Source organism: Streptomyces coeruleorubidus (assembly GCF_008705135.1).
Taxonomy (GTDB): Bacteria; Actinomycetota; Actinomycetes; order Streptomycetales; family Streptomycetaceae; genus Streptomyces; species Streptomyces coeruleofuscus.
Map to the genome: position 1 here is coordinate 4,140,768 of NZ_CP023694.1, position 25,412 is coordinate 4,166,179.

The following is a 25,412-nucleotide window of genomic DNA, read 5'->3' on the forward strand; positions in this document are numbered from 1 at the left end:
CATGACGACTGACAACGGTTCCTCTCCCCTCGACGTCGAGATCGGTGCCCTCCAGGGCGGTTCCGCCGACCTGTCCCAGTACGCGGGCAAGGCGGTGCTCGTGGTGAACGTGGCCTCCAAGTGCGGCCTGACCCCGCAGTACAACGGGCTGGAGAAGCTCCACGAGCGGTACGCCGAGCGCGGCTTCACCGTCCTCGGCGTGCCCTGCAACCAGTTCCTCGGGCAGGAGCCCGGCAGCGCCGAGGAGATCGCCGAGTTCTGCTCGGCGACCTACGGCGTGACCTTCCCGCTGACGGAGAAGGTCGAGGTGAACGGCGAGAACCGGCACCCGCTGTACGACCGCCTGACCGGCTTCGCCGACGCCGAGGGGCACAGCGGGGACATCCGCTGGAACTTCGAGAAGTTCCTCGTCGGCCGGGACGGCCGGGTCGTCGCCCGCTTCTCCCCGCAGACCGAGCCGGAGTCGGACGAGGTCGTGGCGGCGATCGAGGCGCAGCTGGCCTGACACCCGCCCCGGTTGACCTTGCCCCTGGGGCAGGGCCGAGCGTCCTCGTCATCGGGCGGAAGAGCCGCCCGATGACGGAGGATGCCGTGGTGGACATACCGGACCGTGACCTGCTCACCATCGGGGCGTTCGCCGCGCGCGCCCGGCTGTCGGCCAAGGCCCTGCGGCTGTACGACCGGCTGGGGCTGCTGTCCCCGGCGTACGTCGACGAGGCCACCGGCTACCGCTACTACCGCGCAGGGCAGGTCGAACCGGCCCGGCTCGTGGCCATGCTGCGGCAGCTCGACATGCCGCTGGCCCGGATCGCCGAGGTGGTCGCGGCGGGCGACGGGCCGACGGCGGCGGAACTGCTCGGCGCGTACTGGGCGGACGTCGAGGCGCGGGTGGCGGGGCAGCGGACGCTCGCCGAGTACCTCCGTGGGCGACTGTCGGGGAGGAGCTCCGAGATGTACCGGAAGTTCGCGGTCGAGACGGTGGACGTGCCCGAGCAGGTGGTGATCACCGAGAAGCGGCACACGCTGGCGGACGAGCTGCCGACGTGGATCGGGGCGGCGCTGGGCCGGCTGGAGGAGGCGGCCCGGGAGTGCGGGGGCGTGGCCGGGGTGCCGTACGTCGCCTACCACGCCGAGGTGTCCATGGAGAGCGACGGCCCCGCGGAGGCGTGCGTGCCTGTCGCCGATGAGGCGGCGGCACGGGCCTGGGCGGAACGATGGGGGTCCCCCCTGGTCGAGCGGAGCCGAGAGCTTGGGGGAGGGTGGGCGTGGGAGACGGCGGTACGGGTGGAGCCGGCCCGGCGGCTGGCGTACACCCGGATCACCAAGGCGCAGGTGGCGCACCCGCAGATCCTGGCCGCGTTCGAGGCGGTGGAGGAGTGGATGGCGGCTCGGGGACTGGCCGCGGCCGGTCCGTGCCGGGAGCTGTACTTCGCGGACTGGGGGGCGGCGGGAGCCGACGACCCGGTGTGTGATGTGGCGTTCCCGGTGAGCTGAGCGCGCTCAGGAGCCCGCGGGCACAAGCGGAGCCCTCTCGGCAAGGACGGCGAGGCTGGTCGAGAGGGCTCTGTCGGTGGTGCTTGTGCTGTTGTCGAGCGGTGGCTCAGGCCTTGACCGAGGCCACGAAGGCGTCCCACGCGTCGGCGGGAAACGCCAGCTTGGGGCCCTCGGGGACCTTGGTGTCCCCGAGTTCCAGGGCCTCTTCGACGGTCGACCTGACCATCACACAGGCGCCGTTGTTGTTGGTGTAGGACGACGTCGTCCACGTTTCCGTGGCGCCCAGACGAATTGCCATGTTCGCTCCGTAGCAGTTGCGTTTACGCCAACCCGTGCTGGTGGTTGGCGTGATCGACGCTACTCGCCAACATCCTCGTTCGGAGCAGTCATTCACTCGACCGGATGGCATATTCCAGGGGAGACTTCCAGTCAGGCGTGTCAGGGGTGTAGCATCCCGCGCTTTGCCGGACGGAAGGTCCCGGGCCACGGAAGGTCTCGCGCCACGGACGGTCAGCGCGCGTAATCCTTCGCGAGGCGCTCGATGAGCTGCCGCGACTGGTCCACGTTCAGCGACTGGGCGCGCAGGTGCTCGTACATCACCGTGTACTTCTGCACGTCGAGCGGCTTCTCCAGGTACAGGTCGCTGGTCACGCCCTCGATGTACACCACGCTGGAGTCGGCCGCGTCGGCGAACTCCAGGATCGAGTACTGCCCGTTGATGCCGGCGTGCGCGCCGACCTCGAACGGCAGCACCTGCACGGTGATGTGGGGCAGCTGCGACATCTCGATGAGGTGCTCGAGCTGCTCGCGCATCACCTGTCGGCTCCCGACGACCCGGTGCAGGGACGCCTCGTCCAGGACCACCCACAGCCGCAGCGGCTCCGTCTCTGCGGTGATCCGGCCCTGCCGGCGCAGCCGGACCTCGACGCGCTTGTCGTTGTCCGCCTCCGACGCCTCGGGCGAGCCGCCCCGGATGATGGCCTCGGCGTACGCACGCGTCTGCAACAGGCCGGTGATGATCTGGGGTTCGTAGACCCTGAGCGACTCGGCGTCCGTCTCCAGGCCGATGTAGACGCTGTACGGGATGTCCCCGAAGGCGTGCCACCAGCCCTGCTGCCGGGAGTCCTTGGCCATCTGCATCAGCGAGTCGACGATCCGCTGGTCCTCGACCTCGTAGACCCCGCACAGGTCCCGGACGTCGCGCTGGCTGATGCTGCGCCGCCCGTTCTCCAGCCGGCTGATCTTCGACTGGGACACCAGCAGCCGCTCGGCGACCTCTTCGGCCGTCATGCCCTTGAGCTCACGGAGCCGGCGCAGCTCCTGGCCCAGCCGGCGCCGCCTGACGGTGGGATTGACATTGGACGCCACGGGACGTGCACCTCCGGCTGCGTGCCTCTACTTTGCGTGTCTGCTGTTGAGCAGACTGCCACCAAGCTGCTTCCTACCGCTGGGAAACGGTGGATATGCGACGGGTACACGCCAGTTCGGGCAGGCACGCCGAGCGGGGCGGGGAGAGTGTGTGCTCTCCCCGCCCCGCTCGGACAGCGGCTCCCGTGACCGGGTTCGTGGGCGCGGCGTCGTGCTCGTGCCGCCGCGCGGCTCAGTGGGCCACGGCGCGCGCCATGGTTCCGTGGCGCGGTTGCATCGGAACACCGCGGGCGGGTTCCGGTGCGGGCCTGGCTCCGCCGGCGGCCGGACGGCCGGACGGGGCCGGGCTGCGGCGCGGCTGGGCCGCCACGCCGTTCTGGACGTCCATCACCGCGTGCGCGACGAGACCGCCCATGGGGTCGTGCCTGATCAGATCCCGCAGCCGGGACCGAGAGGAGCGCCCCTCGTTGCCCGGATACAGGTGCTTGCCGAGGCCGACCGCGTGTGCCAGGGCGGCGAGCGCCGCGGTCCGCGGGTCCGGCGGTACGCCGGTGCGGATCGCCGAGTCCAGCCGGGCCCTGATCTCCCGGCTGATGTCGTTGTCCGTCGCCTGGTAGCGAGTCGTCGGCAGCACTCCGCACATCTGGCCCGCCACGGCATGCACCATGCCGCACCGCTCCAGATGGCTGAGGTAGGTCTGGCGGAGCCCCAATCGTGGCCCGCCGATCCAGTGAACGGCCCGTACAGGAGCGCCGCGCCTTCGCAGCAACTCCAACGCGCAGTCCAGAGTTGGATCTCCAGTCGGCCGTGGTACAACCACGGCGATACGATCCCCGTCTGGGGCTATCCGTCCGGCCAGTGCCAGCTCCACTAGCTGTGCACCGGCCAGACCGAGGTCGAGCGACTGCGGCTGCGCAGTGGTACCCGTGGCCGGGTCCAGTGCCAGCAGCAGAAGCTCTTCCGGAAGTGTTCTGCGGCTCCTGCCCATCCATGCCTCCCCGCGTGGATGAATGACAGGGTGACCCCTCTCACATTGGTCTGTCGAGGGTGCGTGACCGGTTCGTAGTGGAACCAGTAGGTATGTCGTTCTCGTCTACCGGATGGGTTTAGTCCGCACACAGGACACTGGTACATGGTTCGGACAGCGCCGGGGAGCGGTGTCACGGGCGGCGGTTCACGGTTCGGTACGCGCACGCGGGTGGTGCGGCGCGAGGAGGAGGCATCGGTGGCGGGCGAGTCCCCCGACAGGTCGAAGCAGCGCGAGTCGTCGGCAGAACCGACGTCGGGGAGCGCGAGTCCGGTTCCCGAGGCCAGGAGCGAGGCCGCACCCAAGCGCGACCCGCGCCTGGCGGTGGCCCGGGACACGGAGAGGTCCGCGAAGCGGGGCGGCGCCGATACGGCGACCCGTGTGCTGTCCACCCGGACGGCGGAGAAGCCGGGCGAGGAGGCCGACGCCGAGCGGGACGCGGGCGAGGCGGGTTCGCCGGCTGACGCCGAGCGGGGCGAAGGTGAGGCCGGTTCGACGGCTGACGCCGAGCGAGAGGCTGACGCCGAGCAGGGCTCGGACGAGGCGGACTCGGCGACTGACGCCGAGCAGGACGCCGACGACACCCGTGCCGAGGGCCCGGCGGCTGAGGCCGAGCAGGGCGACAGCGACGCGGGCACCGGGACTGCGGCGGCTGAGGCCGAGCGGGACGCGGGCGAGACCGACTCTGCGGCTGATACCGAGCAGAACGCCGACGACACCGACTCGGCCGCTGACACCGAGCAGGACGCCGACGACACCGACTCGGCGTCTGACGCCGAGCAGGGCGGGACCGACGCCGGCGCCAAGGGCGCCGCGGCCGGCGCGTCCCAGGGGTCTGCCGAGGAGGACGTGAAGGGCTCCGGCGAGTCCTCCGGCTCCGGTCAGCGCGGGGACGACACTGCCTCCGGTGACGGACGGCTGCGGGACGCCGTGGCCGCGTGGGTGGCGTCGGCCGACCAGGACGAGGAGCCTGCGGCGGCCGAGGGCCGGGGCGAGCGGGCCGAGGGCGCCGGCAAGGGCTCTGAGGACGGCCAGGAGGCGGCTGAGAGGGCGGAAGAGGCCGCGGAGGCCGACACGGACGGCCAGAAGCCTGAGAAGGCTGCTGAGGCCGACGTGGACGCCCGGGACGACCAAGACGCCGAAGGCGGGGAGGAGGCCGCCACCGACGTCGAGGACCGGCCGAGGACCGAAGGCGCGGACAACGCTGCCACCGACGGCGAGGACCGGCCGAAGGCCGGAGACTCGGACGAGGCGGACGAGGCCGGTGCCGGTGCCGAGGACGGGCAGGAGGAGGCCGACGAGCCCGAGGCGGACCGTTCCGCCACCGGCGCTTCCGAGGACGCCTCGGCGGACACGACCACCTCCGACGACACCGACGACACCCCGGAGAAGCCCGAGACGGCCGAGGCCGACGGCGCGGACAAGGCTCCCGAGTCGGACGACACCGACACCGGCAAGGGCGACGCCGAGCCCCCCGTCGACCAGCCCACAGCCGTCTTCAAAGCTGTACGGCCGCCGGTCGATCAGCCGACCACCATGCTGAAGCTCGGCGGTGCCGCCAAGGAAGCCAAGGACGCCAAGGACGCCAAGGACGCCAAGGCCGCGCCCGAGAAGGACGCCGAGCGCACCAGTAAGTTCGTCGCGCTCAAGCCGTTGGACGACCCGGCGGCCCGCAAGCCGGCGACCGCCCCCGCCCCCGCCGACGCCACCGCCTCCGTGCCCACCGTCGGCCCCGAGCGGACCACCCAGCAGCCCCTGCCGCCGCGCCCACCGCTGGACCTGCTGGCCGAGCTGACGAACACCCCGCCGCCGCCGGACACCCCGCTGCGGACGGCCGTGCGGCGGGTGAAGATCTGGACGCCGCTGGTGCTGCTGCTGGTGATCGTCTTCGGCGTCGTGCAGAGCGTGCGCCCGCTGCCTGCGCCCACCCTGGAACTCACCGCCGAGGACAGCTACACCTTCGAGGGCGGCAAGGTCGACATCCCCTGGCCGGCCAAGGGCCAGGCCGCGCTGGACGTCCAGGGCATCGGCACGTTCGGGTCGTCCGGCGAGCAGAAGCCCGTGCCGATCGCGAGTGTCGCCAAGGTCATGACCGCCTATGTGATCCTCCGCGATCACCCGCTCAAGAGCGGTGCGGACGGGCCGAAGATCGACATCGACCAGGCCGCCGAGGACCAGTCCGACGCCGGCCAGGAGTCCACCGTCGACGTCACCAAGGGCGACAAGATCAGCCAGCGGGAGGCTCTGGAGAGCATCCTGATCGCTTCCGCGAACAACGTGGCGCGGCTGCTCGCCCGCTGGGACGCGGGGTCCGAGAAGGCGTTCGTGGGCAAGATGAACGACGCCGCCAAGGACCTCGGCATGAAGAACACGACGTACACCGACCCGTCGGGCCTGAACAACACCACCGTGTCCACCGCCGTGGACCAGGTGAAGCTCGCCAAGGCGGCCATGGAGCAGCCCGCCTTCCGCGAGGTCGCGGCGATGATGTCGTACGTCGACTACAAGGGCACCAAGCACGACAACTGGAACCGCCTGGTCGGCTACAACGACGTGACCGGCATCAAGACCGGCACCACCACCTCGGCGCTCGGCAACCTCGTCTTCTCGGCGAGGAAAGAGGTCAACGGTGAGACCCGCCGGATCGTCGGCGCCGTCGTGCGCCAGCCCGCCGGGGGCCCGGACAACACCATCCTGGGCGCCGCGCTGCACGAGGGCGACAAGCTGATCAAGGCCGCGCAGGGCGCGCTGGAGTCGGCGACGATCCTGAAGAAGGGCACAGTCGTCGGGTACGCGGACGACGGCCTCGGCGGCCGTACGCCGGTCGCCGTCACCGAGGACGTCACGGCGGTCGGCTGGGCGGGCCTGTCCGTCAAGCTGACGTTCGCCGCTGACGAGCTGCCGCACACGGCGAAGGCCGGCAAGAAGGTGGGCACGCTCACCGTCGGTGACGGCAGCACCAACGCGGTCAAGGTCCCGGTCGCCCTCCAGAAGGACCTCGTGGAGCCGGGCTTCGCGGACAAGCTCACGCGCATCGGCTGAGCCGGCTCGCCGGCCCGCACGACCGCACCCCGCCGGTAACGGCCCGTCCGGGCGCCGCCCGGCGGGGTGCGTGCTAGCGTCGCGGCGCGGCTGTGAACCGCTGACCAACGGGGCACGGCCGGGAAGAGAAGACGAGAACAGAAGACGGGACACGGGGAGTGCCTTCGAGTGGCCACAGCGGAGCCGACACGCGCCGACGACGCCGAACCGGGCCCGGTAGCCGGCCCGCGAATACGGCTGCCCGCAGCCGGGGAAGGCAGCAGCCGCAACGGCCGTGACGGCGACTCCCCCGACCTCCCGGAATCCGGGTTGAAGGCCGCCGTACTGACGCTGCGTGAGCGCATGCTGCGCCACCCGGTGCTGTCCATCACGGGCCTGGCCGGAGTGCTCCACGTCGTCTGGTTCTTCACGTTCGCGAACAGCGGCGGCGATCTGGCCGCGCAGGACGCCTGGGCCGAGTTCGTCGGCCGGCACCCGGACTCGGCGTACAACCTCGCCTGGTACGGCGGGATGCACCCGGTGTCGTACAGCGTGGTGTCGCCGTATCTGATGTCGGTGCTCGGCGTGCGCACGACGATGATGATCGCGGGGACGGTCTCGGCGGGCCTGCTGACCCTGCTCCTCCTGCGCAGCCGGTCCGTCCGCAATCCCCTGTGGGCGTCGCTGGCCGGTGTATTCGGGCTGTTCTGCAACGCGGTGTCCGGGCGGGTGACGTTCGGCCTGGGCATGATGTTCGCGCTCGGCGCGGTCGCCGTCGTGTTCTGCTGGCCGTACCGGTGGCGCTACAAGCGCTGGGCGAAGGCCCTGTCCGCGGCGCCGCTGGCCGCGCTGGCCACCATGGCCTCGCCGGTCGCGGGTCTGTTCGTGGGCCTGGTGGCGGTGGCGCTGTTCCTCCAGAAGCGACGGCCGGGCGCGTGGGCGCTGGGGCTGGCGCCGACCGCGGTGGTGGCGGTGTCGGCGTGGCTGTTCCCGTTCTCGGGGACGCAGCCGATGATGATCGGCTCGGTGCTGCTGCCGCTCGCGTTCTCGGTCCTCGTCTTCGTCCTGGTGCCGGAGGACTGGAAGACGGTCCGGCTGACGGCCGCGGTGTACGGGCTGGGCGTCGTGCTGGTGTGGCTGGTCAGCTCCCAGATCGGTTCGAACATCACGCGGCTGGCGATGCTGTTCGCCGGGGTGGCGCTGGTCACCGCGCTGCCGTTCACGGTGCCGCGCAGCCGCAAGTGGTACGCGGCCGTCGTCGCGCTCGTCGGTTTCGCCGGGTGGATCGGCTTCAAGACGGTCGACGACATCGTGCACACGGCGCCGGCGGCGTCCTGGTCGCGCGAGCTGGCGCCGCTGGTGAACGAGTTGCAGGAGGTCCGCGCCGAGAAGGGCCGCGTGGAGGTCGTCCCTGCCCGCTCCCACCGCGAGGCCTCCGCCCTCGCCCCGTACGTCAACCTGGCCCGGGGCTGGAACCGGCAGGCCGACATGGAGCGCAACCCCCTCTTCTACGACGACACGCTCAACTCGGCGAACTACCACGAGTGGCTGAAGCGCTGGGCGGTGCACTACGTGGTGCTGCCGAAGGACGAGCCGGACGGCGACGGGGGGCAGCGGGAGCGTGCGCTCGTGCAGCGCGGGCTGCCGTATCTGACCCAGGTCTGGGGCGACGCCAACTGGCAGCTCTTCAAGGTGACCGACCCCACCCCGCTCGCCGAGCCGAACGCCGTCGTCGACCGGGCCGAGCAGGGCGAGATGATCCTCCAGGTGAAGAAGGCGGGCCGGATCCTGGTCCGCATCCCGTACTCGCCGTGGCTGAGCATCGTCGACGCCGAGGGCAAGAGTCTGAAGCCACCGCAGGAGACGGAGGCGTCCGAGGACCGTCCCGAGGGCGAGCCGAAGACGTACGTCAACGTCAACGGCTGTCTGGCGGAGACGGAGGAGGACGAGGACGGCGACAAGTGGACGGTGCTGGTCGCGCCGAAGCCGGGCACCTACCACCTGGCGGCGCCCTACCAACTGCCCCGGGGCACGCCGTGCCCGGAGGAGCTGCGCTGACCCTGCCGGCTCTGGCTTTCGGCGCTCGGCTCTCAGCGGAGCCGGTCGACGTACTGGTCCGTTCCCGGCACCGTCGGGACGAAGGGCGCGACCAGCTCCACCCGCCCGAGCCCTGATTCGCCGACCGCGGTGTCCAGGCCGGTGAAGAAGGCGTCCCAGCACTCGCGCGGGTCCGCCTGGAGGAACCACAGCAGGGTCAGCCGGGTGTCGACGCCCTCGACCTGCTTGACGTAGGTCATGCGGTCGCCGGGCAGCGGGGTCGGCCGGAAGACGGTCACCATCGCCGCCGGGGAGCCCGCGAGCCGCTTGGGCAGGTGGCGGGAGCGCAGCCACTCCAGCAGCTGCGGGCGCTGCTCGGGTGCGCCGGCCTCGACGACCTGGAGGACCAGGCCTGCGTAGGGGTGGTCGAGGGCGTGGACGTCGCGCGGTCCGGCCGCCCCGTCCCGGTAGACCGTCGCCTCGTGGTCCTGGAAGGCCGTGAGGACGTGGGTGCGGTCGTGGTAGACGCGGCCGTCGCGGTTGAGGCGCTTGTTGATGGCGACCGTCCAGCGCATGTGGTCGTCGTAGCGGCCGGCGGTGATCCAGTACGTGGAGAGGTAGCAGCCCGTGGTGACGGGCTGGGCGACCGCCGACTTCTCGGGGTAGCGCAGGAGTTGCAGGTCCCGGGTCGCCACCCAGCGGCGGCCGGCGTACATCCAGGGCATGGCCATCGCGCCGGCGTAGTAGTGGTCGTCCTCGTACCAGCGGTTGTAGGCGTACTCGTGGCCCGGGTGCGGTTCGACCATGGTGATCAGGGCGTGGCCGGGGTGGGTGCCGTAGGGGCCGACGGCGGCCAGTTCGGCGTACAGCTCGCTGCGGGTGTCGTCGCTCATGCCCTTCCCCTCTGTTGGCGGCTGGCTCATACTCTGACGCTCCGTCAGATAATGCGCCAGGGTTCCGGGGAGGCTTCGATGTCGCTGCTCGCGGGGAAGACGGTCGTCGTGTCGGGGGTCGGGGCCGGGCTGGGGCGGCAGGTGGCGGCGGCCGTCGTACGGGACGGCGGCCGGGCCGTGCTCGGGGCCCGTACCGAGGCGAACCTGGCGAAGACGGCCGCCGAGCTGGATCCGGACGGGTCGCGCACGGCGTACCGGGCGACCGACATCACCGACGAGGGGCAGTGCGAGGCGCTGGCGGGGCTGGCGCGGGAGCGGTTCGGGCGGATCGACGCGGTGGTGCATGTGGCGGCGCTGGACGGCCACTTCGGCGGCCTGGAGGACGCGGACTTCGAGGCCTGGCACTCGGTCCTGGACGTGAATCTGCTGGGCACGCTGCGGATGACCCGGGTCTGCCTGCCGTCGCTCAAACAAGGCGGCGGGTCCGTCGTGTTCATCGGGACACAGTCGGCGGCGGCCGCTCCCTCGCAGGTGCGGCAGGCGGCGTACGCGGCGTCGAAGGGGGCGCTGACGAGCGCGATGTACTCGCTGGCGCGGGAACTGGGGCCGTACCGGATCCGGGTCAACACCGTGCTGCCGGGCTGGATGTGGGGCCCGCCGGTGCAGGCGTACGTACGGTTCACCGCCGGCCGGGAGGGCGTGTCGGAGGCGGAGGTGCTGGGCAGGCTGACGGGTCGTACGGCACTGCCGGAGCTGGCGACGGACGCGGACGTGGCGGACGCGACGGTGTTCCTGGCGTCGGACCGGGCGCGGGCGATCACGGGCCAGTCGCTGCTGGTGAACGCGGGTGAGCTGATGCGCTGAAGGCGATTTCCAGCCAGACGATGTCGTTCACGTACATAAATGCAAGTCATCTCACCGAACTTTTTTACGGTCTCTTGACCTTCCTCTTCCTTGCCGTGCGCACGTCACCGAACCCAGAGTTCACATGCCTGACCCTGGCGGCGCACCCGTGGAAGGGGACTCATGAACGGTCTCGACTGGGCCGTGCTCATCGGCTACTTCGCCGTGATGGTCGCGATCGGCGTCTGGTCGCACAAACGCGTGGACAACGTCAGCGACTTCTTCACCGCCGGCGGCAAGATGCCGTGGTGGCTCTCCGGCATCTCGCACCACATGTCGGGCTACAGCGCGGTGATGTTCACCGGGTACGCGGGCATCGCCTACACCTATGGCGTCACGTCCTTCGTCACCTGGTCCTTCCCGATCGCCCTCGGCATCGCCATCGGCTCGAAGCTGTTCGCGCCGCGCATCAACCGGCTCCGCTCGCGGCTCCATGTGGCCTCCCCGCTGGAGTACCTGAAGAACCGTTACGACCTGAAGACGCAGCAGGCGCTGGCCTGGTCCGGCATGCTGCTGAAGATCGTGGACGTGGGCGCGAAGTGGGCGGCGATCGCGACGCTGCTGTCGGTCTTCACGGGGATCTCCCTCAACCAGGGCATCCTCATCACCGGCGGCATCACGGCGGTCTACTGCACGATCGGCGGCCTGTGGGCGGACGCGCTGACCGAACTCGGCCAGTTCATCATCCAGTTGCTGGCCGGCATCGCGATGTTCGTGGCGGTGTTCGTACGCCTCGACGACCACGGCGGCTTCTTCGGCGTCTGGGACTCCCCCGAGCTCCAGGGCCACGAGAAACCGCTCGTCGGCCCGTACGGCACGGTCTTCCTGCTGGCGTTCCTGTTCATCAAGCTCTTCGAGTACAACGGCGGCATGCTCAACCAGGCCCAGCGCTACATGGCCACCCCGAACGCCAAGGAGGCCGAGCGGTCGGCCCGGCTGTCGGCGATCCTCTGGCTGGTCTGGCCGCTGGTGCTGTTCTTCCCCATGTGGATGTCCCCGCTGCTGGTCGAGTCGCAGAAGGCCGACGGCTCCGACTCCTACGCCCTGATGACCGAACAGCTCCTCCCCCACGGCCTGCTGGGTCTGGTCATCGTCGGCTTCTTCTCGCACACCATGGCCATGTGCTCCTCGGACGCCAACGCCATCGCGGCCGTGTTCACCCGGGACTGCGCGCCGGTGATCTGGGCCCGGGCACGGGCCTGGAACCAGAGCCAGGGCCTGCGGGTCGCCCGTGTCGCGACGGTGGTCTTCCTCGGCCTGTCGATGGCGGCGGCGACGCAGGTCAACTCCCCCGCGTTCAAGGACATCATCACGGTCGTCATCAAGTGGGTGGCCGGTCTGATGGGCCCGATGGCGATCCCGATGATGCTGGGCCTGCTGCGGGCGTTCCGCCGCTCCGGACCGACGGCGGCCCTCGTCAGCTGGTCGATGGGCCTGCTCGCCTTCTGGCTGGTGAACTACCCGATCCACTGGAACGTCGAGGGCGGCGTGCCGCTCCAGTACCAGGTGTCGATCCCGCTGGCGGTTTCGCTGGTCCTCTACATCCTCATCGGCTACATCAAGCCGGAGGACACCCCGGAGCGGCTGGCGCTCATCGAGAAGATCAACACGGACGGGGACGGGGCGGCGTCGGCCGCGGTCCCGGTACCGGCCGGGCCGGCGGACGACGTGGTGCGGACGACGGTCAAGGACTGAGGCACGACGGTCAAGGGCTGAGGCGCAGGGTCCGCGGGGTGGGCTCAGGCCCTCGGATAGCGGGCGAGCCACCCCGGTGACGAACCCCCGGGCCCGTGCAGGGCGGGCCCCTGGGTCATCTCCATGGCGAAGTCGTCGGCCAGCTCCAGGATCGTGGGGCGGCCCTCCAGCTCGGCCAGCCAGGCCGGGGGGAGGGCCGTCTCGCCGTGCAGGGCCCCGAGCAGCGCGCCCGTCAGCGCGGCGGTGGCGGCGGAGGGGCCGTCGTGGTTGACGGCGAGAGTCAGTCCGTGCCGGACGTCGGCGGCGACGAGGGCGCAGTACACGGCAGCGGCGACGAGACTCTCCGCCGTACCGGCCCCGCACAGCTCCGCCACGCGCTCCGGCCCGGGCAGTCCCTGCCGTACGGCACCGAGGGCGTGCTGGAGCGCGTCCGACACGGGCTGGTGCCCGGGCCGGGCGGCCAGCAGCGCGAAGCCCCGCTGCACGGCACCGTCGACACTCTCCCCGAGGGCGAGGGCATGCACGATCACGGCGTACGCGCCCGCCGCGAGATATGCCGTGGGGTGTCCGTGGGTCTGCGCCGCGCACTCCACCGCGAGCTGGGCGACGAGCTGCGGCTCCCACCCCACGAGCAGCCCGAACGGAGCGGACCGGGCGGCGGCCTCGGGCCCGAGCTCACCGGGGTTCTTGGGCGTCTCGGGGGTCCCCATGGTCTCGTCGGCGAGTCCGAGGAGCAGCGCCTGGCTCGGGTCCCGGCGCGCATACAGCCACTCCTCCCGCGCGAGCCACCCGTCGTCCTTGCGCCGCAGGTCGGGCCCCCAGTCCCGCTGGGTGGCGGCCCAGCGCAGATAGGCCCGGTGCAGGTCGGTGGGCGGATGCCAGGCACCGGTGTCCCGCCGCACCTGGGCCCGTATCAGCCCGTCCACGGAGAACAGGGTGAGCTGGGTGAGATGGGTGACGGCACCGCGTCTGCCGTAGGCGGGAGCCAGATCGACCAGCCCTTCCGCCCCGTACGCCTCCCTGATCCCGTCGATCCCCAGCCCGTCCACGGGCGCACCCAGCGCGTCCCCGACGGCCAAGCCGAGCAGCGTCCCGCGCACCCGGCTGCGAAAGTCCTGCTGCTCCGTACGCCCCCAGACGGCACCGGCAGTCGCACCCACCTTGACCTCCCAGGGACCGTCCATACGTACGACAGCTCAGCACTGTAATCGAACGGGGACGGCGGCTTCAGGGGGCGGAATGCTGTGGGCCTGTCCGGCGGAACACGCCGGACAGGCCCCGGGGGCCCGGGGAGGCTCAGCGCTTGAGCGTGAAGGTGAAGTCGCCGGAGAGCCTGCCGCTCAGCCGGACCGCCGACACGAGCTTCCCCTCCGCGATCAGTCTCCCGACCTCGGCCCGCGAAAGGCCGAGGCCTTCGGCGATCAGTCGCACCGGCCGGACAGGGATCCGCGCCGCGAAGCGGACCGATACGTCGATCACCTCGCGGTCCAGGTGATCCGATCCGCCGGTGTCGAGGCGCCAGGCGTCGTCCCAGTCGAGGGCGATGCGATTGCGGCGCCGCACGACCGGATCCTGGAGCAGCTCAGCCGCCAGGCCGGGGTCGTTGTCGTGCATCCGGTCCAGCAGCCCAGGCCGTACGGAGCGCACGTTCATGCGCTCCAGGACCGCGAGCTTCGCCGTGTCCCCGCAACCGGTACAGAGCACGAGGAGCCAGGCGTCGAGGAGCTTGTGGTTCGCGTTGACGCGGAACTTGCCGTTCGCCCGGAAACGCTCGGACGCGCACGCGTGGCAACGGCGGAGAACGGTCGGCAGGCAGGTGGGCATGACAACCCAGTCGATGAGCACAGAAGTACACCGGTTCCAGTGAGAAATCCGCAGCAAAAAGGAGCGCGGCGCACCTGCGCGACGCGCGACAGATCAGCTCTCGGGAGGTCTCACAGGGTGTACAACGGCACGTCCTTGCCTCGGCGACTTGGTGGGGCAGCACGGTAGGGCCACAGCGGCGCCGCTCCACCGGTTTTCGGACGGCAGTGCGTTCACTTCCACTCAATGCAACGAGTATCGCCTCGGCCGTTGCGTTGATTTCCAAACCGTTGCAACGATTACTACCCTCTGAACTGCAGCAATACCGTCTGCGCGCAACGAGATAGTTGCCAGCCTCGTGAATGCAACGTAGCTTTTCCATTGTTCGAAACGACGAGCCAAGGAGAGCACGATGCAGAACTTCGCCACCCCCGCCCCGATCTCCGCCGTCCTCGACATCCCGGCCGGACGCGTCCAGTTCATCGCCGCGGACCGCGCCGACACCACCGTCGAGGTCCTGCCCGCCGACCCCTCCAAGAGCCGCGACACCAAGACCGCCGAGAAGACCGCCGTCACCTACACCGACGGTGTCCTGCGGATCACGGCCTCGGCTTCCGGCAACCAGCTCACCGGCCCCTCCGGAGCCGTGGAGGTCACGGTCCGGCTGCCCGCCGGCTCCCGGGTCGAGGTCAAGGCCGACAGCACCGAGCTCCGCGGCGTCGGGCGCCTCGGCGACGTCGTCGTCGACGGCGCGTACCGACAGATCAAGATCGACGAGGCCGCGAGCGTCCGCCTCACCGCGATCGACGGAGACGTCGAGGTCGGCCGGCTGGGCGGCCCCGCGGAGATCAGCACGGCGAGGGGCGACATCCGGATCGCCGAGGCCGTGCGCGGCGCGGTCGTGCTCCGCACCCAGTCCGGCGACATCTCGGTCGTCGCCGCCGCGGGCGTCTCGGCCGCCCTGGACGCCGGCACCGGCTACGGCCGCGTCAGCAACTCCCTCAAGAACGACGGCACCACCGAACTCGACATCCGCGCCACCACCTCCCACGGCGACATCACCGCACGCAGCCTCTGAACGAACAGCACCAGGACTGTCCGGCCCGAGCCCACCACCAGGGGGACCACATGACGAAGAACAGCACTTCCTCGAACAGTTCGGCGTGGACCGGCATGGTGCCGGTCGACGACACGGCCCTGGCCGTCACCGACACCGGCGGTCCCGGGATGCCGGTGGTCTACCTCAACGGCCAGTTCGCCACCCAGGGGTACTGGCGGCGGGTCATCGCCGACCTGGGGACGGGGTGGCGGCACATCACCTTCGACGAGCGGGCCCGGGGCAAGTCGAAGCGTTCGGCGGACTACTCCTTCGAGGCGGCCGTGCGCGATGTCGACGCCGTTCTCGCGGCCAGGGGCGTGGACCGGGCGCTCGTGGTCGGATGGTCCTACGGGGCCGTCGTCGGGGCACACTGGGCCGAGCGGAACCCGGAGCGTGCCGTGGGTGCGGTCCTGGTCGACGGCGCGTTCCCCTACGACTGGCTGGACGAGGCCATGGAGCGGCGGATCCGGAAGCTGTTCCGGCGGCTGGGCTGGTTCATGCCGCTGCTGCGCCCGACGGGCCTGACCCCGCGGATGACCGCCGCACAGCAGGCCGACAGCAACATCGAACTCGGCAGGCTCTCCCGGGAGCGGGAGCTGGGGCCCGTGCTGGGTGACATCACCGTCCCGGTGCGGTACGTGGTCGCTTCGGGTACGTCCTTCGGCAGCCGCGGTGACGACCAGGAACGGATACGCACCGGCCTCGACGCGGTGACCGCCGGCAACCCGAACATCCGGATCAGCGCGAAGGTCGCCAGCAACCACGGCGCGCTCCTCAAGAAGGACTTCCGGGCCATCGCCGATGCCGTACGCGAGGTCGCGGCCCTCGACGGCGGGGAGCACTGAAGTCACGACCAGCCTCGAAGCCCACCGGTCGCAGAGGAGGCATGCACCCTCTCTGCGACCGGGGCGCTTTGCCGCACCCCTACGGGAGCAGAGGCAGGAACTCCCGCATCCACACGTGGTAGTACGGCCGGGCGGAGACCGTGACGATGTTTCCGTCGCGGACGGCCTCGTCGCCCGCGGCCACGTAGGTGTTGCCGGGCGCGATCTCTGACCGGATCATGTCCATGCCGGTCAGTTTCCTCCCCGTCACTCCGGCCGTCAGGAGCAGGCGAGCGCCCTCGGCGATGGCGCCGATCGGCTTGTCGCGCTCGACGAAGTGCCGGACGGTGTCACGGAATCCCTGGATGTTGCGCAGGTACTCCGTGGCGCGGCCGCCCGGGATGAGCAGGGCGTCGAACTCGGAGGGGTCGACCTCGTCGATCGCGAGGTCCGACGGGATCAGGAAGCCCAGCGATTCGAAGGTGTAGGGCCCGGGCGTCTCCTCGCTCGGATCCCAGCCCTCCTCACGCGGATCGATGAGGGTCTTGAGGACGGTCTTCTCCGGCGCGGCGACGGCTGCCGAGTGACCTGCTTCCAGGGTGCGTTCGAGCGCGTACGACAGCTGCCCGGCGCTCGAGTGCTCGCCGGCGAGGATGAGTACGCGGGACGGACTCGAAGCGGGCACGCTCAGGAGCTTGATGCCGCGCTCCTGAAGGAGGTTGAGGAACTCCCGGACCCAGGAGTGGTAGTGCCACCAGCCTCGCGCGGTGACGATATTGCCGTCGACCACGTGGTCCGGCTGCCCGGGGATCTCGCCCTTGTTCTCCACGTACGTGTTCTTCGACGTGGTGACGTCGACGGCGATGTCGTCCGCGCAGGCCATCCGCCGCCCTGTCACACCTGCGGCGAGGAGCAGCAGCGGGCCGTGGCACAGGGAGGCCACCGGCTTTTCGCTCTCGATGAAGTGGCGCACGATCGAAACGCAGCGTTCGTCATTGCGCAGGAATTCGGGAGCGCGGCCGCCGGGCAGCAGAAGACCGTCGTATTCCGTGGGATCGATCTCGTCGAAGGACGCGTGAGCGGGCAGGACGTAGCCCGGTCGCTCGATGCAGTAGTGGTAGGTGTCGGGGCCGCCCCAGTGCACACTGCTCTTGACCTGCCCCTTTCGCGGGGCGGCGATCGTCACCTCGAACCCTTCCTCCAGCATGCGGAAGTAGGCGTAATCGAGGTGATCGATGGCGGTGCCGTCGGACGCGATGATGAGTACCCTGGCCAATTTACTGATCCCCTGGGATTTCGATGGATTACCGGCGTGCGAGTGCGCGGAATTATGTCGTTTCGTTTCGTGATGGCGCTTGTGGATGAAATGGCGGCAGCGTCACTCGTCGTCGAGGTAGTCCCGCAGCACTTGCGAACGCGACGGGTGGCGCAGCTTGCTCATCGTCTTGGATTCGATCTGGCGGATGCGTTCGCGGGTGACGCCGTAGATCTGTCCGATCTCGTCCAAGGTCCGCGGGCGGCCGCCGGAGAGGCCGTATCGGAGGGAGATGATGCCGGACTCGCGCGGGGTCATGTCGGCGAGGAGGGTCTGGATGGTTCGCTGGAGGAGGCCGAAGGTGACCATCTCCCAGGGGGAGGGCGAGTCGCCGTCCATGATGAGATCGCCGAACTCGGTGTCGCCGTCGTCGGACAGGGTGACGTCCAGCGAGACGGGGTCCTTGGTGTAGGCGTTGAGTTCGGCCAGCCGCTCCACGGGGACCTCTGCCTTCTCGGCCACTTCCTGCGGGGTCGGCTCGATCCCGGTGTCGTGGAGCAGTTCGCGCCTGACCCGTGCCACGCGGTTGATGATCTCCACGGTGTGGACCGGGATGCGTATGGTGCGGCTCTGGTCGGCCAGGGCACGGGTGACCGCCTGCTTGATCCACCAGGTCGCGTACGTGGAGAACTTGAAGCCCTTGGTGTAGTCGAACTTCTCCACGGCCCTGATCAGCCCGGTGTTGCCCTCCTGGATCAGGTCGAGGAACTGCAGTCCGCGTCCGGTGTAGCGCTTGGCGACGGAGACCACCAGGCGGAGGTTGGCCTCGGTGAGGTGGTTCTTCGAGCGGCGCCCGTCCTCCGCGAGGAGCGTCAGTTCCCGGCGGAAGTGCGGCTCCAGCCCGGGTTCTTCGGCGAGGAGGTGCTCAGCGTAGAGACCGGCTTCGATGCGCTTGCCCAGGTCCACCTCCTGTTCGGCGGTCAGCAGCCGGACCTTGGCGATGAGCCGCAGGTAGTCCTTCACCTGGTCGACCGTGCCGCTGTCGGAGGAGAGCCGCGCACGGGGCGCGTCGGTCTCGTCGGCCTCCGCGAGCAGGAGTTCCTCCGGGTCCTCCACCCGGGCCTGCGCCTCAGTGACGCTCATGTCCGCTCCAGCTCCAGCAGGGAGTTGAGGAATCGCCCGGTGTGCGACCGGGCGTCGGCCGCGACCTGTTCCGGGGTGCCTTCGGCGATGACCTCGCCGCCCCGCAGGCCGCCCTCCGGTCCCATGTCGATCAGCCAGTCGGCCGACTTGATCACGTCGAGGTTGTGCTCGATGACGACGACCGTGTTGCCGCCGTCGACCAGTCGTTGCAGCGCCGTCAGAAGCCGGTCGACGTCCGCGGCGTGGAGGCCGGTGGTGGGTTCGTCGAGTACGTAGAGGGTGCGTCCGCGGGTACGGCGCTGGAGTTCGGCGGCGAGCTTGACGCGCTGTGCCTCACCGCCGGACAGGGTGGTGGCCGCCTGGCCGAGCTTCACATAGCCGAGCCCGACGTCGTCCAGGGTCCGCAGATGCCGGGAGATGATCTGGTGGCCGTCGAAGAAGTCCACGCTCTCCGCCACGGTCATGGCCAGGATGTCCGCGATGGACCGGCCCTTGTAGTGCACGTCGAGGGTTTCCCGGTTGTACTGGGCGCCCTTGCACACCTCGCACGGGACGTAGACGTCCGGGAGGAAGTTCATCTCGACCGTGATGGTGCCGTCGCCGTAGCAGTGTTCGCAGCGTCCGCCCTTGACGTTGAAGGAGAACCGGCCGGGCTGGTAGCCGCGCACCTTCGCCTCCGGGGTCTGGGCGAACAGCTTGCGCAGGTGGTCGAAGACGCCGGTGTACGTCGCCGGGTTGGAGCGGGGGCTGCGGCCGATCGGCGACTGGTCGACCTGGACCACCTTGTCGACGTGCTCGATGCCGGTGATGGCGCGGTGCCGGCCCGGCACCTTGTGCGCGCGGTGGATCCGCTGGGCGAGCGCGGTGTGCAGGATGTCGTTGACCAGGGTCGACTTGCCGGAGCCGGAGACGCCGGTGACGGCGGTGAACACCCCGAGCGGGAAGGACACCGTCACGTCGCGCAGGTTGTGCTCGGACGCCGCGTGCACGGTGAGGGCACGCTCGGCTGCCGGCTGTCGCCGCTGGGTGGGCAGCGCGATCCTGCGACGTCCGGAGAGGTAGGCGCCGGTGAGGGATTCCGGGTGCTCGGACAGCTCCTGCACGGTGCCCGAGCAGACGATCCGGCCGCCGTGAATGCCGGCGCCGGGGCCGATGTCCACCACCCAGTCGGCGACCCGCAATGTCTCCTCGTCGTGCTCGACCACGATCACCGTGTTGCCGCGGTCGCGCAGCCGCTTCAGAGTTTCGATGAGCCGCTGGTTGTCGCGCTGGTGCAACCCGATGGACGGCTCGTCAAGGACGTACAGCACACCGGTCAGGCCGGCTCCGATCTGGGTCGCCAGCCGGATCCGCTGCGCCTCCCCGCCGGAGAGGGAGGCGGCGGGCCGGTCGAGGGAGAGGTAGTCCAGTCCCACGTCGAGCAGGAACCGCAGCCGCTCGCCGATCTCCGCGAGCACGGCCTCGGCGATCCGCCGCTCGCTGCCCGTCAGCTCCAACGCCCGGACGAACTCGGCGAGTTCACCGAGTGGCAGCGCGGCCGCCTGGGCGATGCTGCGTCCGCCGACCGTGACTGCCAGGACGCCCGGGGCGAGGCGGGCGCCCCCGCAGGCCGCGCAGGGCACCTCGCGCATATATCCGGCGAACAGGTTCTGCCCGGCCCCGGACTCGGCGCCCTCGGCGTAGCGGCGCTCGATGTGCGGGATCACGCCTTCGTAGCGGGACAGGTGCGAGCGCTCACGGCCGAACCGGTTCCGGTACGCGAGGTGCAACCGGCGGTCCGCCCCGTGCAGCACCATCTCCCTCACGTCGGCGCCGAGTTCGCGCCAGGGCGTGGCCGTGCTGAAGCCGGCGTCGGCGGCCAGGGCTTCGAGCAGGCGGGTGAAGTAGTCGGCTCCGCTGGTGTTGGTCCAAGGGGCGATGGCGCCCTCGGCCAGGGACTTGGAGTCGTCCGGTACGACGAGAGAGGGGTCCACCTCCATGCGTGAGCCGAGGCCGGTGCAGGCAGGGCAGGCACCCCAGGGCGCGTTGAAGGAGAACAGCCGGGGCTCCAGTGACTCCAGGCCAGGGTCGTGGGAGCGCGGGCAGGCCATCGCCTCGGAGAAGACCACTTCACGGCCCGCGGCCCCGGGTTCGCGATCCACGAACTCGATCCGGAGGACACCGCCGCCGAGCCCCAGCGCGGTCTCCACGGACTCCGTCAACCGCTGCCGTACGCCCGGCTTGACGGCCAGCCGGTCCACGACCACATCGATCGAGTGCTTCTTGCGCTGGTCGAGTGCGGGCGGCGTGGCCAGCGCGAGGACTGTCCCGTCCACCCGGACCCGGCTGTAGCCGTCGGCGGACAACTGCCGGAAGACCTCGGCGTGTTCGCCCTTGCGGTCGCGGACGACCGGGGCCAGCACCTGGAAGCGGGTCCCCTCGTCCTCGTCCAGGAGCAGGTCGACGATGCGCTGCGGTGTCTGCCTGCTGACCGGCTCGCCGCACGTCGGGCAGTGAGGGTGACCGATCCGGGCGTACAGCAGTCGCAGGTGGTCGTAGACCTCGGTGATGGTGCCGACCGTGGAACGCGGATTGCGGCTCGACGTCTTCTGGTCGATGGCGATCGCCGGGGACAGTCCCTCGACGGCATCGACGTCGGGCTTGTCGAGCTGCCCCAGAAACTGCCGCGCATATGCCGAGAGGGATTCGACATAACGCCGCTGACCTTCGGCGAATATGGTGTCGAACGCCAGGCTTGACTTTCCGGATCCGGATACGCCCGTGAATACGATCAGTGCGTCCCGGGGCAGATCGACGGACACGTCACGGAGATTGTGTTGACGGGCACCCTTGATGACGATGCGATTTGTCACGAAGCCAACCGTAACACCGCTACTTCACTGGTGATGGCCCTTGTTCAGCGTGCTCCCGGTGTGGGGAACATCGCCCTTGACAAGAAAGTCCACCGTGTGGGCACAGAAAGACGAATAACATTCGACTTCCCGCCGGGAATGTGAGCAACAACAGCGCTGCCGACCGGCTCACCCGGCGGCCGGGAGCCCTTCGATGAGCACGCCGGTGCCGCGGGCGCTCGCCAGACGCATCCGCTTCAGCGGCTCGTATTCGGGCGAGTCGTACCAGGCTTTGGCCTGCTCGACCGAGGGGAACTCCAGCATCACCAGGTAGGCGGGGTGCCAGTCGCCCTCGACGTTCGACGGGTTTCCTGCGATGACGCGGTAGGTGCCGCCGAACTTGGCGACGACCGGCAGCACCTGAACTTTGTAGGCGTGGAGGACGAGGAAGCGGCGGCCGTGCTCAGGACGGTCGGGCGGCAGATCAAGATGTGGCGCGAGGCCGCGGGGTTGAAGCAGACGGAGCTGGGCTCGGCGATCGGGTACGGCGAGGAGATGGTTTCGTCCGTGGAGCGGGCGAGGCGGATCCCCAAGCCGGACTTCCTGGACAAGACCGACGAGGTGCTTGGTGCCGGGGGCAAGATCTCGGCGATGAAGAGGGATGTGGAGGAGGCTCGGTATCCGAAGACCGTACGGGACCTGACGAAGCTGGAGGACCAGGCAGTCGAGCTCGGGGCCTACGCAGCCCTGCACATCCACGGGTTGCTGCAAACGCCGGAGTACGCCCAGGCGTTGTACGCGATGCGACGGCCGGCCTACACCGAGGACGAGATCGAGCGTCACGTGTCCGCACGCATGGCACGGAAGGCCGTCTTCGATCGGGTACCCCGACCGCTGGTCACCTTTGTCCAGGAAGAGATGACACTGCGGCGCCCCTTCGGGGGCAAGATGGTGTTGCGTCGGCAACTCGAACACCTGTTGGAGGTAGCGGAGTTGCGGCACGTCGAGATTCAAGTGATGCCCATGGACAGGGAGGACCACGCGGCTGCGATGGGCTCGTTCAGGCTGTTGAAGCTCCAGGGTGGCAAGGCGCTCGGTCACACGGAAAGCCAGCTGTACGACCGCGTGATCAGCGACCCGAAGGACGTACAGGTCCTCGATATGCGCTATGGCATGATCCGGGCGCAGGCCCTCTCGCCGCGCGAGTCGCTGGCCTTCATCGAAAAAGTGCTGGGAGAAGAGACATGACGCCCACCCCACTGACGTGGATCAAGAGCAGTTACAGCGGAAACGACGGCCCTGATTGCGTCGAGGTCGCCATATCCCTCACCCGCCACCCGACCATCCACATCCGCGACTCCAAGAACAAGGACGCCGCCCGCCTGGAATTCACCGACGGCGCTTGGTCCGACTTCCTGGAGTTCGCAGTGGGGCGCTGAGTCTCAGTCCTGGGAGGCGAGGACCGACCCAAGCACCGCACGGTCGGTAGCCGAAAAGCGTTCCAGTGCCCCGGAGTCCAGTTCGCGGATCCTTTCCACGTCGGCCCGTGCCTCCGTGAGCCGTTCCATCGCCGCGAACAGGACGGCCCGGCGGCACAACGCCCAGGCATACCCCGGCCGGAGTTCCACCGCCCGGTCCAGGTCGGCGAGGGCCTCCGTGTGGCGGCCGAGGTTGGTGAGGGACGCGCCCCGGCTCGCGTACGCCGAGGCGTAGGCGGGGTCCAGGGACAGCGCGCGGTCGAAGTCGGCGACCGCCTCCGCGTCGCGGCCCGCGGCGCGCAGCGCGTCGCCGCGTTCGCAGCGGGCCCAGGGCCAGTCGGGGCTCAGGGTGAGGGCATGGTCGAGGTCGGCCAGTTGGCGTCGGGGGTCGCCCAGCGCGCGCCAGACCCGGGCGCGGCGGGCGAGCGCCCAGGCGTAGTCCGGCTTGAGGTCCAGTGCCCGGCCCAGGTCGGAGAGGGCGGCGTCCAGGTCTCCGCGGCGCTCGTGCGTGGCTCCCCGGGAGGCCCAGGCGAACTCGCCGGCCGGGTCGAGGCGGATCCCTTCGCTCAGGTCCCGGACGGCCTCGGTGTCGTGCCGGGCGAGCCGGTGGTGTTCGCCGCGCAGGGCGATGTACCAGGAGTTGTCCGGCTCCAGCGCGACGGCCCGGTCCAGGTCGGCGATCGCCGCGTCGTGGTCGCCCAGTTCCCCCCGGATTCCCGCCCGGTGACGGTAGGCGACGGCCAGCTCCGGATCGAGGGCGACGGCCCGGTCGTACTCGGCGAGGGCCTGCGCGTACGCGGCCTGTCCGCGCAGCTCGTCACCCCGTACGACCCGGGCCCGGGCCTGGGCCGGCACGTCGAGCACCGCGCGGCGCAGGAGCAGCCCGAGCGCGGACGTGATGCCTTCCTCGTCGAGTGCAGCCGTCAGTTCGGTGCCCCACCCGGCCACCGCCGCCGCTTCCGCGTCCTGGCCCGCGTCCACCAGCACGCGCGCCCACTGCGCGGCCACGGCCTCACCGGCGTCGCAGGCGTGGACGAAGTCCCGCAGCGCGTGCGGCAGCGCGTCCCGCTCACCCGCGCAGAGCAGGTGGTACACCTCGGCCAGGCGCAGGCTCCGCCACGTCTCGTCGGTCCACGGCTCGTCCCCGTCGCCCCGGGCCTCCTCCCGCCAGCCGCCGAACGTCCGCGCCAGGTGTCGCTGCCGCGCGGCCCATCCGCGGGGTGACCTGTTCCGTTCCGCGCGCAGCATCGGGGCCCGTACGACGTCGTGGTAGCGCAGTCGGCCCCCGCCGAGCTCGCCGACGAACGGCATGCTCCGCAACCACGCGTAGAGAGGTACCAGTTGCTCATCCGGGCACTCGGTGGCCGCCCGGAACACGTCCGCGTCCAGCCATCTCGGCAGCGCGCAGGACAGCGCGGCCGCGCGGCGTGCCGGGTCCCGCTCCCACTTCAGGAAGCGTTCCACGGCCGTGGCGCTCGGGTCGCCCACGTCGTCCGGGTCGGCGGGGCGGGACTCGGCGAGGGTGGAGACCAGGACCGGGAGGCCGCCGGTGAGGCGCAGGACCTCCTCGACGACCGGTTCGGAGGTCACACCCTTGCCGGCGAGCAGGCCGCGGGTCTCCGCCTCGGTGAAGGGGGACAGCGGGACGTCCGTCATGAAGTCCCTCAGGCCGCCCCAGACGGCCGTGTCCAGGGGGCGCCGGCCCGCCGTGACCACGACGGCCGTGGCCGGCATGGCGCCGTGGCGGTCGGTGGTCATCGTCTCGTGCAGCCAGTGGTCGAGGTACGGGCCCGTCCGCTCGTAGGTGTCGAGGAAGAGGGCGATCCAGGAGGCCGAGGCGGCGGCCTCCGAGAGTTCGCGCAGGAGCACCGGGGTGAGCACCTGCTCCGGGGCGAGGACCAGCCGCACGTCCTCCTGGTCGCGGAAGCGGGCCAGCACCCTCTCTCTGAACCGGTCCACTCCGCCCGCTAGTTCCTCGGAGTCGATCATGCCCGCGAGCGGGCCGACCACCGGGACCATCCCCAGCGCGACCGTCCCGGCCCGGGCCACCACCCTCCCGCTGACCGTCGGGCCCGCACCCTCCTCCTGCTCGTCCAGTGCGGCGAGCGCGGCCAGCTCCGCCTCGTGCCTGCGTTCGGCGTGGGTGGCGAGCGTGCGGTCGAGTTCCTTCAACCGGCGGCCCTGCGCGGCGAACTGGCGGCTGATCTCCGCCATCACCTCCGGCACACTGCCGGAGCTGTCGTCCACGTACGCGGTCAGCGCGCCCTGTTCGCGGGCGATCTGTTCCAACTCCCGCAGCAGGAAGGTCTTTCCGACGCCCGCGTTGCCGTGCACGTGGAAGCGGAAGCGGTGGCGTTCGTCGTGCGGAGGAGTCTCGAAGTTCTCGCGGAACAGCGCCCGTTCAGCGGCCCGGCCGACGAAACCGGCCCGGGTCCGCTGCCGTATCACGTCCTGCATCGACGGCCTCGCCTGCGCCATCCCCACGTCCCCCTCGTCTCGCCCCGCCCGCTTCCGCCGTCATTCTGTCGCGTCGGCGACCGC

The 25,412-nt window shown here is 70.3% G+C and carries 21 protein-coding genes; 10 read left to right on the forward strand and 11 right to left on the reverse strand.

The window, feature by feature from the left end; translation table 11 throughout:
* Position 1: 1 nt before the first annotated feature.
* Positions 2 to 505: a glutathione peroxidase gene (locus tag CP976_RS19025; protein WP_086853406.1), complete on the forward strand. Its 504-nt coding sequence runs from the start codon at positions 2 to 4 to the stop codon at positions 503 to 505.
* A 71-nt stretch (positions 506 to 576) separates the two neighbouring features.
* A complete protein-coding gene (locus CP976_RS19030) occupies positions 577 to 1,494 on the forward strand; it encodes a MerR family transcriptional regulator (RefSeq protein ID WP_150481460.1) in 918 nt (305 codons plus the stop codon).
* A gap of 106 nt (positions 1,495 to 1,600) precedes the next feature.
* On the opposite strand, the gene CP976_RS19035 is transcribed toward CP976_RS19030, so the two are convergent.
* The 3 genes from CP976_RS19035 to CP976_RS19045 form a co-directional block, all read right to left on the reverse strand.
* Entirely contained in the window at positions 1,601 to 1,792 is a 192-nt protein-coding gene (locus CP976_RS19035) for a DUF397 domain-containing protein (RefSeq protein WP_150481461.1), read from the reverse strand.
* Positions 1,793 to 2,004: 212 nt separating this feature from the next.
* Positions 2,005 to 2,862 carry a helix-turn-helix domain-containing protein gene (locus tag CP976_RS19040; protein ID WP_150481462.1) on the reverse strand — a complete coding sequence of 286 codons (858 nt, stop codon included), beginning with the start codon at positions 2,860 to 2,862 and terminating at the stop codon, positions 2,005 to 2,007.
* A 232-nt stretch (positions 2,863 to 3,094) separates the two neighbouring features.
* On the reverse strand, positions 3,095 to 3,850 hold the full coding sequence (locus CP976_RS19045; protein ID WP_150481463.1) for a GOLPH3/VPS74 family protein: 756 nt from the start codon (positions 3,848 to 3,850) through the stop codon (positions 3,095 to 3,097).
* Between the two features lie 237 nt (positions 3,851 to 4,087).
* Between CP976_RS19045 and CP976_RS19050 the strand changes: the two genes are divergently transcribed.
* Complete coding sequence (locus CP976_RS19050) at positions 4,088 to 6,931, forward strand: D-alanyl-D-alanine carboxypeptidase (RefSeq protein ID WP_150485403.1); 2,844 nt, start codon at positions 4,088 to 4,090, stop codon at positions 6,929 to 6,931.
* Positions 6,932 to 7,099: 168 nt separating this feature from the next.
* Positions 7,100 to 8,968, forward strand: a complete 1,869-nt coding sequence (locus CP976_RS19055; RefSeq protein WP_150481464.1) for an MFS transporter — start codon at positions 7,100 to 7,102, stop codon at positions 8,966 to 8,968.
* Between the two features lie 32 nt (positions 8,969 to 9,000).
* Here CP976_RS19055 and CP976_RS19060 read toward each other — a convergent pair whose 3' ends face one another.
* Positions 9,001 to 9,840 (reverse strand): hypothetical protein, encoded by an 840-nt coding sequence (locus CP976_RS19060; protein ID WP_150481465.1) that lies wholly within the window; start codon positions 9,838 to 9,840, stop codon positions 9,001 to 9,003.
* 78 nt (positions 9,841 to 9,918) lie between these two features.
* On the opposite strand from CP976_RS19060, the gene CP976_RS19065 reads away from it, so the two are divergent.
* Together CP976_RS19065 and CP976_RS19070 are read left to right on the forward strand one after the other, a co-directional pair.
* Positions 9,919 to 10,704, forward strand: coding sequence for an SDR family oxidoreductase (locus CP976_RS19065; protein WP_150481466.1), 786 nt, complete (start codon positions 9,919 to 9,921; stop codon positions 10,702 to 10,704).
* 162 nt (positions 10,705 to 10,866) lie between these two features.
* On the forward strand, positions 10,867 to 12,438 hold the full coding sequence (locus CP976_RS19070) for a sodium:solute symporter family protein (protein WP_150481467.1): 1,572 nt from the start codon (positions 10,867 to 10,869) through the stop codon (positions 12,436 to 12,438).
* 44 nt (positions 12,439 to 12,482) lie between these two features.
* On the opposite strand, the gene CP976_RS19075 is transcribed toward CP976_RS19070, so the two are convergent.
* Both CP976_RS19075 and CP976_RS19080 read right to left on the reverse strand, forming a co-directional pair.
* A complete protein-coding gene (locus tag CP976_RS19075) occupies positions 12,483 to 13,598 on the reverse strand; it encodes an ADP-ribosylglycohydrolase family protein (RefSeq protein WP_150481468.1) in 1,116 nt (371 codons plus the stop codon).
* Between the two features lie 136 nt (positions 13,599 to 13,734).
* Positions 13,735 to 14,262, reverse strand: a complete 528-nt coding sequence (locus CP976_RS19080; RefSeq protein WP_167537366.1) for a DUF1062 domain-containing protein — start codon at positions 14,260 to 14,262, stop codon at positions 13,735 to 13,737.
* A gap of 391 nt (positions 14,263 to 14,653) precedes the next feature.
* Between CP976_RS19080 and CP976_RS19085 the strand changes: the two genes are divergently transcribed.
* Together CP976_RS19085 and CP976_RS19090 are read left to right on the forward strand one after the other, a co-directional pair.
* Positions 14,654 to 15,319, forward strand: coding sequence for a DUF4097 family beta strand repeat-containing protein (locus CP976_RS19085; RefSeq protein WP_150481470.1), 666 nt, complete (start codon positions 14,654 to 14,656; stop codon positions 15,317 to 15,319).
* A 50-nt stretch (positions 15,320 to 15,369) separates the two neighbouring features.
* Positions 15,370 to 16,185 carry an alpha/beta fold hydrolase gene (locus CP976_RS19090; protein ID WP_150481471.1) on the forward strand — a complete coding sequence of 272 codons (816 nt, stop codon included), beginning with the start codon at positions 15,370 to 15,372 and terminating at the stop codon, positions 16,183 to 16,185.
* Positions 16,186 to 16,264: 79 nt separating this feature from the next.
* Here the strand turns inward: CP976_RS19090 and CP976_RS19095 are convergent, their stop codons facing one another.
* The 4 genes from CP976_RS19095 to CP976_RS19110 all read right to left on the reverse strand — a co-directional run bounded on the left by CP976_RS19095 (position 16,265) and on the right by CP976_RS19110 (position 21,813).
* Complete coding sequence (locus CP976_RS19095; protein WP_150481472.1) at positions 16,265 to 17,440, reverse strand: DJ-1/PfpI family protein; 1,176 nt, start codon at positions 17,438 to 17,440, stop codon at positions 16,265 to 16,267.
* A gap of 102 nt (positions 17,441 to 17,542) precedes the next feature.
* Positions 17,543 to 18,562 carry an RNA polymerase sigma factor gene (locus tag CP976_RS19100; protein WP_150481473.1) on the reverse strand — a complete coding sequence of 340 codons (1,020 nt, stop codon included), beginning with the start codon at positions 18,560 to 18,562 and terminating at the stop codon, positions 17,543 to 17,545.
* The gene (gene uvrA, locus CP976_RS19105) at positions 18,559 to 21,414 is read right to left on the reverse strand and encodes an excinuclease ABC subunit UvrA (protein WP_150481474.1); all 2,856 of its coding nucleotides are present in this window, start codon (positions 21,412 to 21,414) and stop codon (positions 18,559 to 18,561) included. The genes CP976_RS19100 and uvrA overlap by 4 nt, the downstream gene beginning before the upstream one ends.
* Positions 21,415 to 21,582: 168 nt before the next feature.
* On the reverse strand, positions 21,583 to 21,813 hold the full coding sequence (locus CP976_RS19110) for a DUF1330 domain-containing protein (RefSeq protein ID WP_208838938.1): 231 nt from the start codon (positions 21,811 to 21,813) through the stop codon (positions 21,583 to 21,585).
* Positions 21,814 to 21,828: 15 nt separating this feature from the next.
* Between CP976_RS19110 and CP976_RS19115 the strand changes: the two genes are divergently transcribed.
* Positions 21,829 to 22,641, forward strand: a complete 813-nt coding sequence (locus CP976_RS19115) for a helix-turn-helix domain-containing protein (protein ID WP_150485404.1) — start codon at positions 21,829 to 21,831, stop codon at positions 22,639 to 22,641.
* Complete coding sequence (locus tag CP976_RS19120) at positions 22,638 to 22,832, forward strand: DUF397 domain-containing protein (protein WP_150481475.1); 195 nt, start codon at positions 22,638 to 22,640, stop codon at positions 22,830 to 22,832. Before CP976_RS19115 ends, CP976_RS19120 begins: the two co-directional genes overlap by 4 nt.
* A gap of 3 nt (positions 22,833 to 22,835) precedes the next feature.
* Here CP976_RS19120 and CP976_RS19125 read toward each other — a convergent pair whose 3' ends face one another.
* A complete protein-coding gene (locus CP976_RS19125) occupies positions 22,836 to 25,349 on the reverse strand; it encodes a tetratricopeptide repeat protein (RefSeq protein ID WP_150481476.1) in 2,514 nt (837 codons plus the stop codon).
* Between the last annotated feature and the right edge of the window lie 63 nt (positions 25,350 to 25,412).

What these genes read in the sequence shown, in the direction of transcription:
- CP976_RS19025 (WP_086853406.1), top strand. Translation starts at nt 2, where the DNA reads ATGACGACTGACAACGGTTCCTCTCCCCTCGACGTCGAGATCGGTGCC.
- CP976_RS19030 (WP_150481460.1), top strand. Translation starts at nt 577, where the DNA reads ATGACGGAGGATGCCGTGGTGGACATACCGGACCGTGACCTGCTCACC.
- CP976_RS19035 (WP_150481461.1), bottom strand. Translation starts at nt 1,792, where the DNA reads ATGGCAATTCGTCTGGGCGCCACGGAAACGTGGACGACGTCGTCCTAC.
- CP976_RS19045 (WP_150481463.1), bottom strand. Translation starts at nt 3,850, where the DNA reads ATGGGCAGGAGCCGCAGAACACTTCCGGAAGAGCTTCTGCTGCTGGCA.
- CP976_RS19060 (WP_150481465.1), bottom strand. Translation starts at nt 9,840, where the DNA reads ATGAGCGACGACACCCGCAGCGAGCTGTACGCCGAACTGGCCGCCGTC.
- CP976_RS19065 (WP_150481466.1), top strand. Translation starts at nt 9,919, where the DNA reads ATGTCGCTGCTCGCGGGGAAGACGGTCGTCGTGTCGGGGGTCGGGGCC.
- CP976_RS19070 (WP_150481467.1), top strand. Translation starts at nt 10,867, where the DNA reads ATGAACGGTCTCGACTGGGCCGTGCTCATCGGCTACTTCGCCGTGATG.
- CP976_RS19080 (WP_167537366.1), bottom strand. Translation starts at nt 14,262, where the DNA reads ATGCCCACCTGCCTGCCGACCGTTCTCCGCCGTTGCCACGCGTGCGCG.
- CP976_RS19085 (WP_150481470.1), top strand. Translation starts at nt 14,654, where the DNA reads ATGCAGAACTTCGCCACCCCCGCCCCGATCTCCGCCGTCCTCGACATC.
- CP976_RS19090 (WP_150481471.1), top strand. Translation starts at nt 15,370, where the DNA reads ATGACGAAGAACAGCACTTCCTCGAACAGTTCGGCGTGGACCGGCATG.
- CP976_RS19100 (WP_150481473.1), bottom strand. Translation starts at nt 18,562, where the DNA reads ATGAGCGTCACTGAGGCGCAGGCCCGGGTGGAGGACCCGGAGGAACTC.
- CP976_RS19120 (WP_150481475.1), top strand. Translation starts at nt 22,638, where the DNA reads ATGACGCCCACCCCACTGACGTGGATCAAGAGCAGTTACAGCGGAAAC.
- CP976_RS19125 (WP_150481476.1), bottom strand. Translation starts at nt 25,349, where the DNA reads ATGGCGCAGGCGAGGCCGTCGATGCAGGACGTGATACGGCAGCGGACC.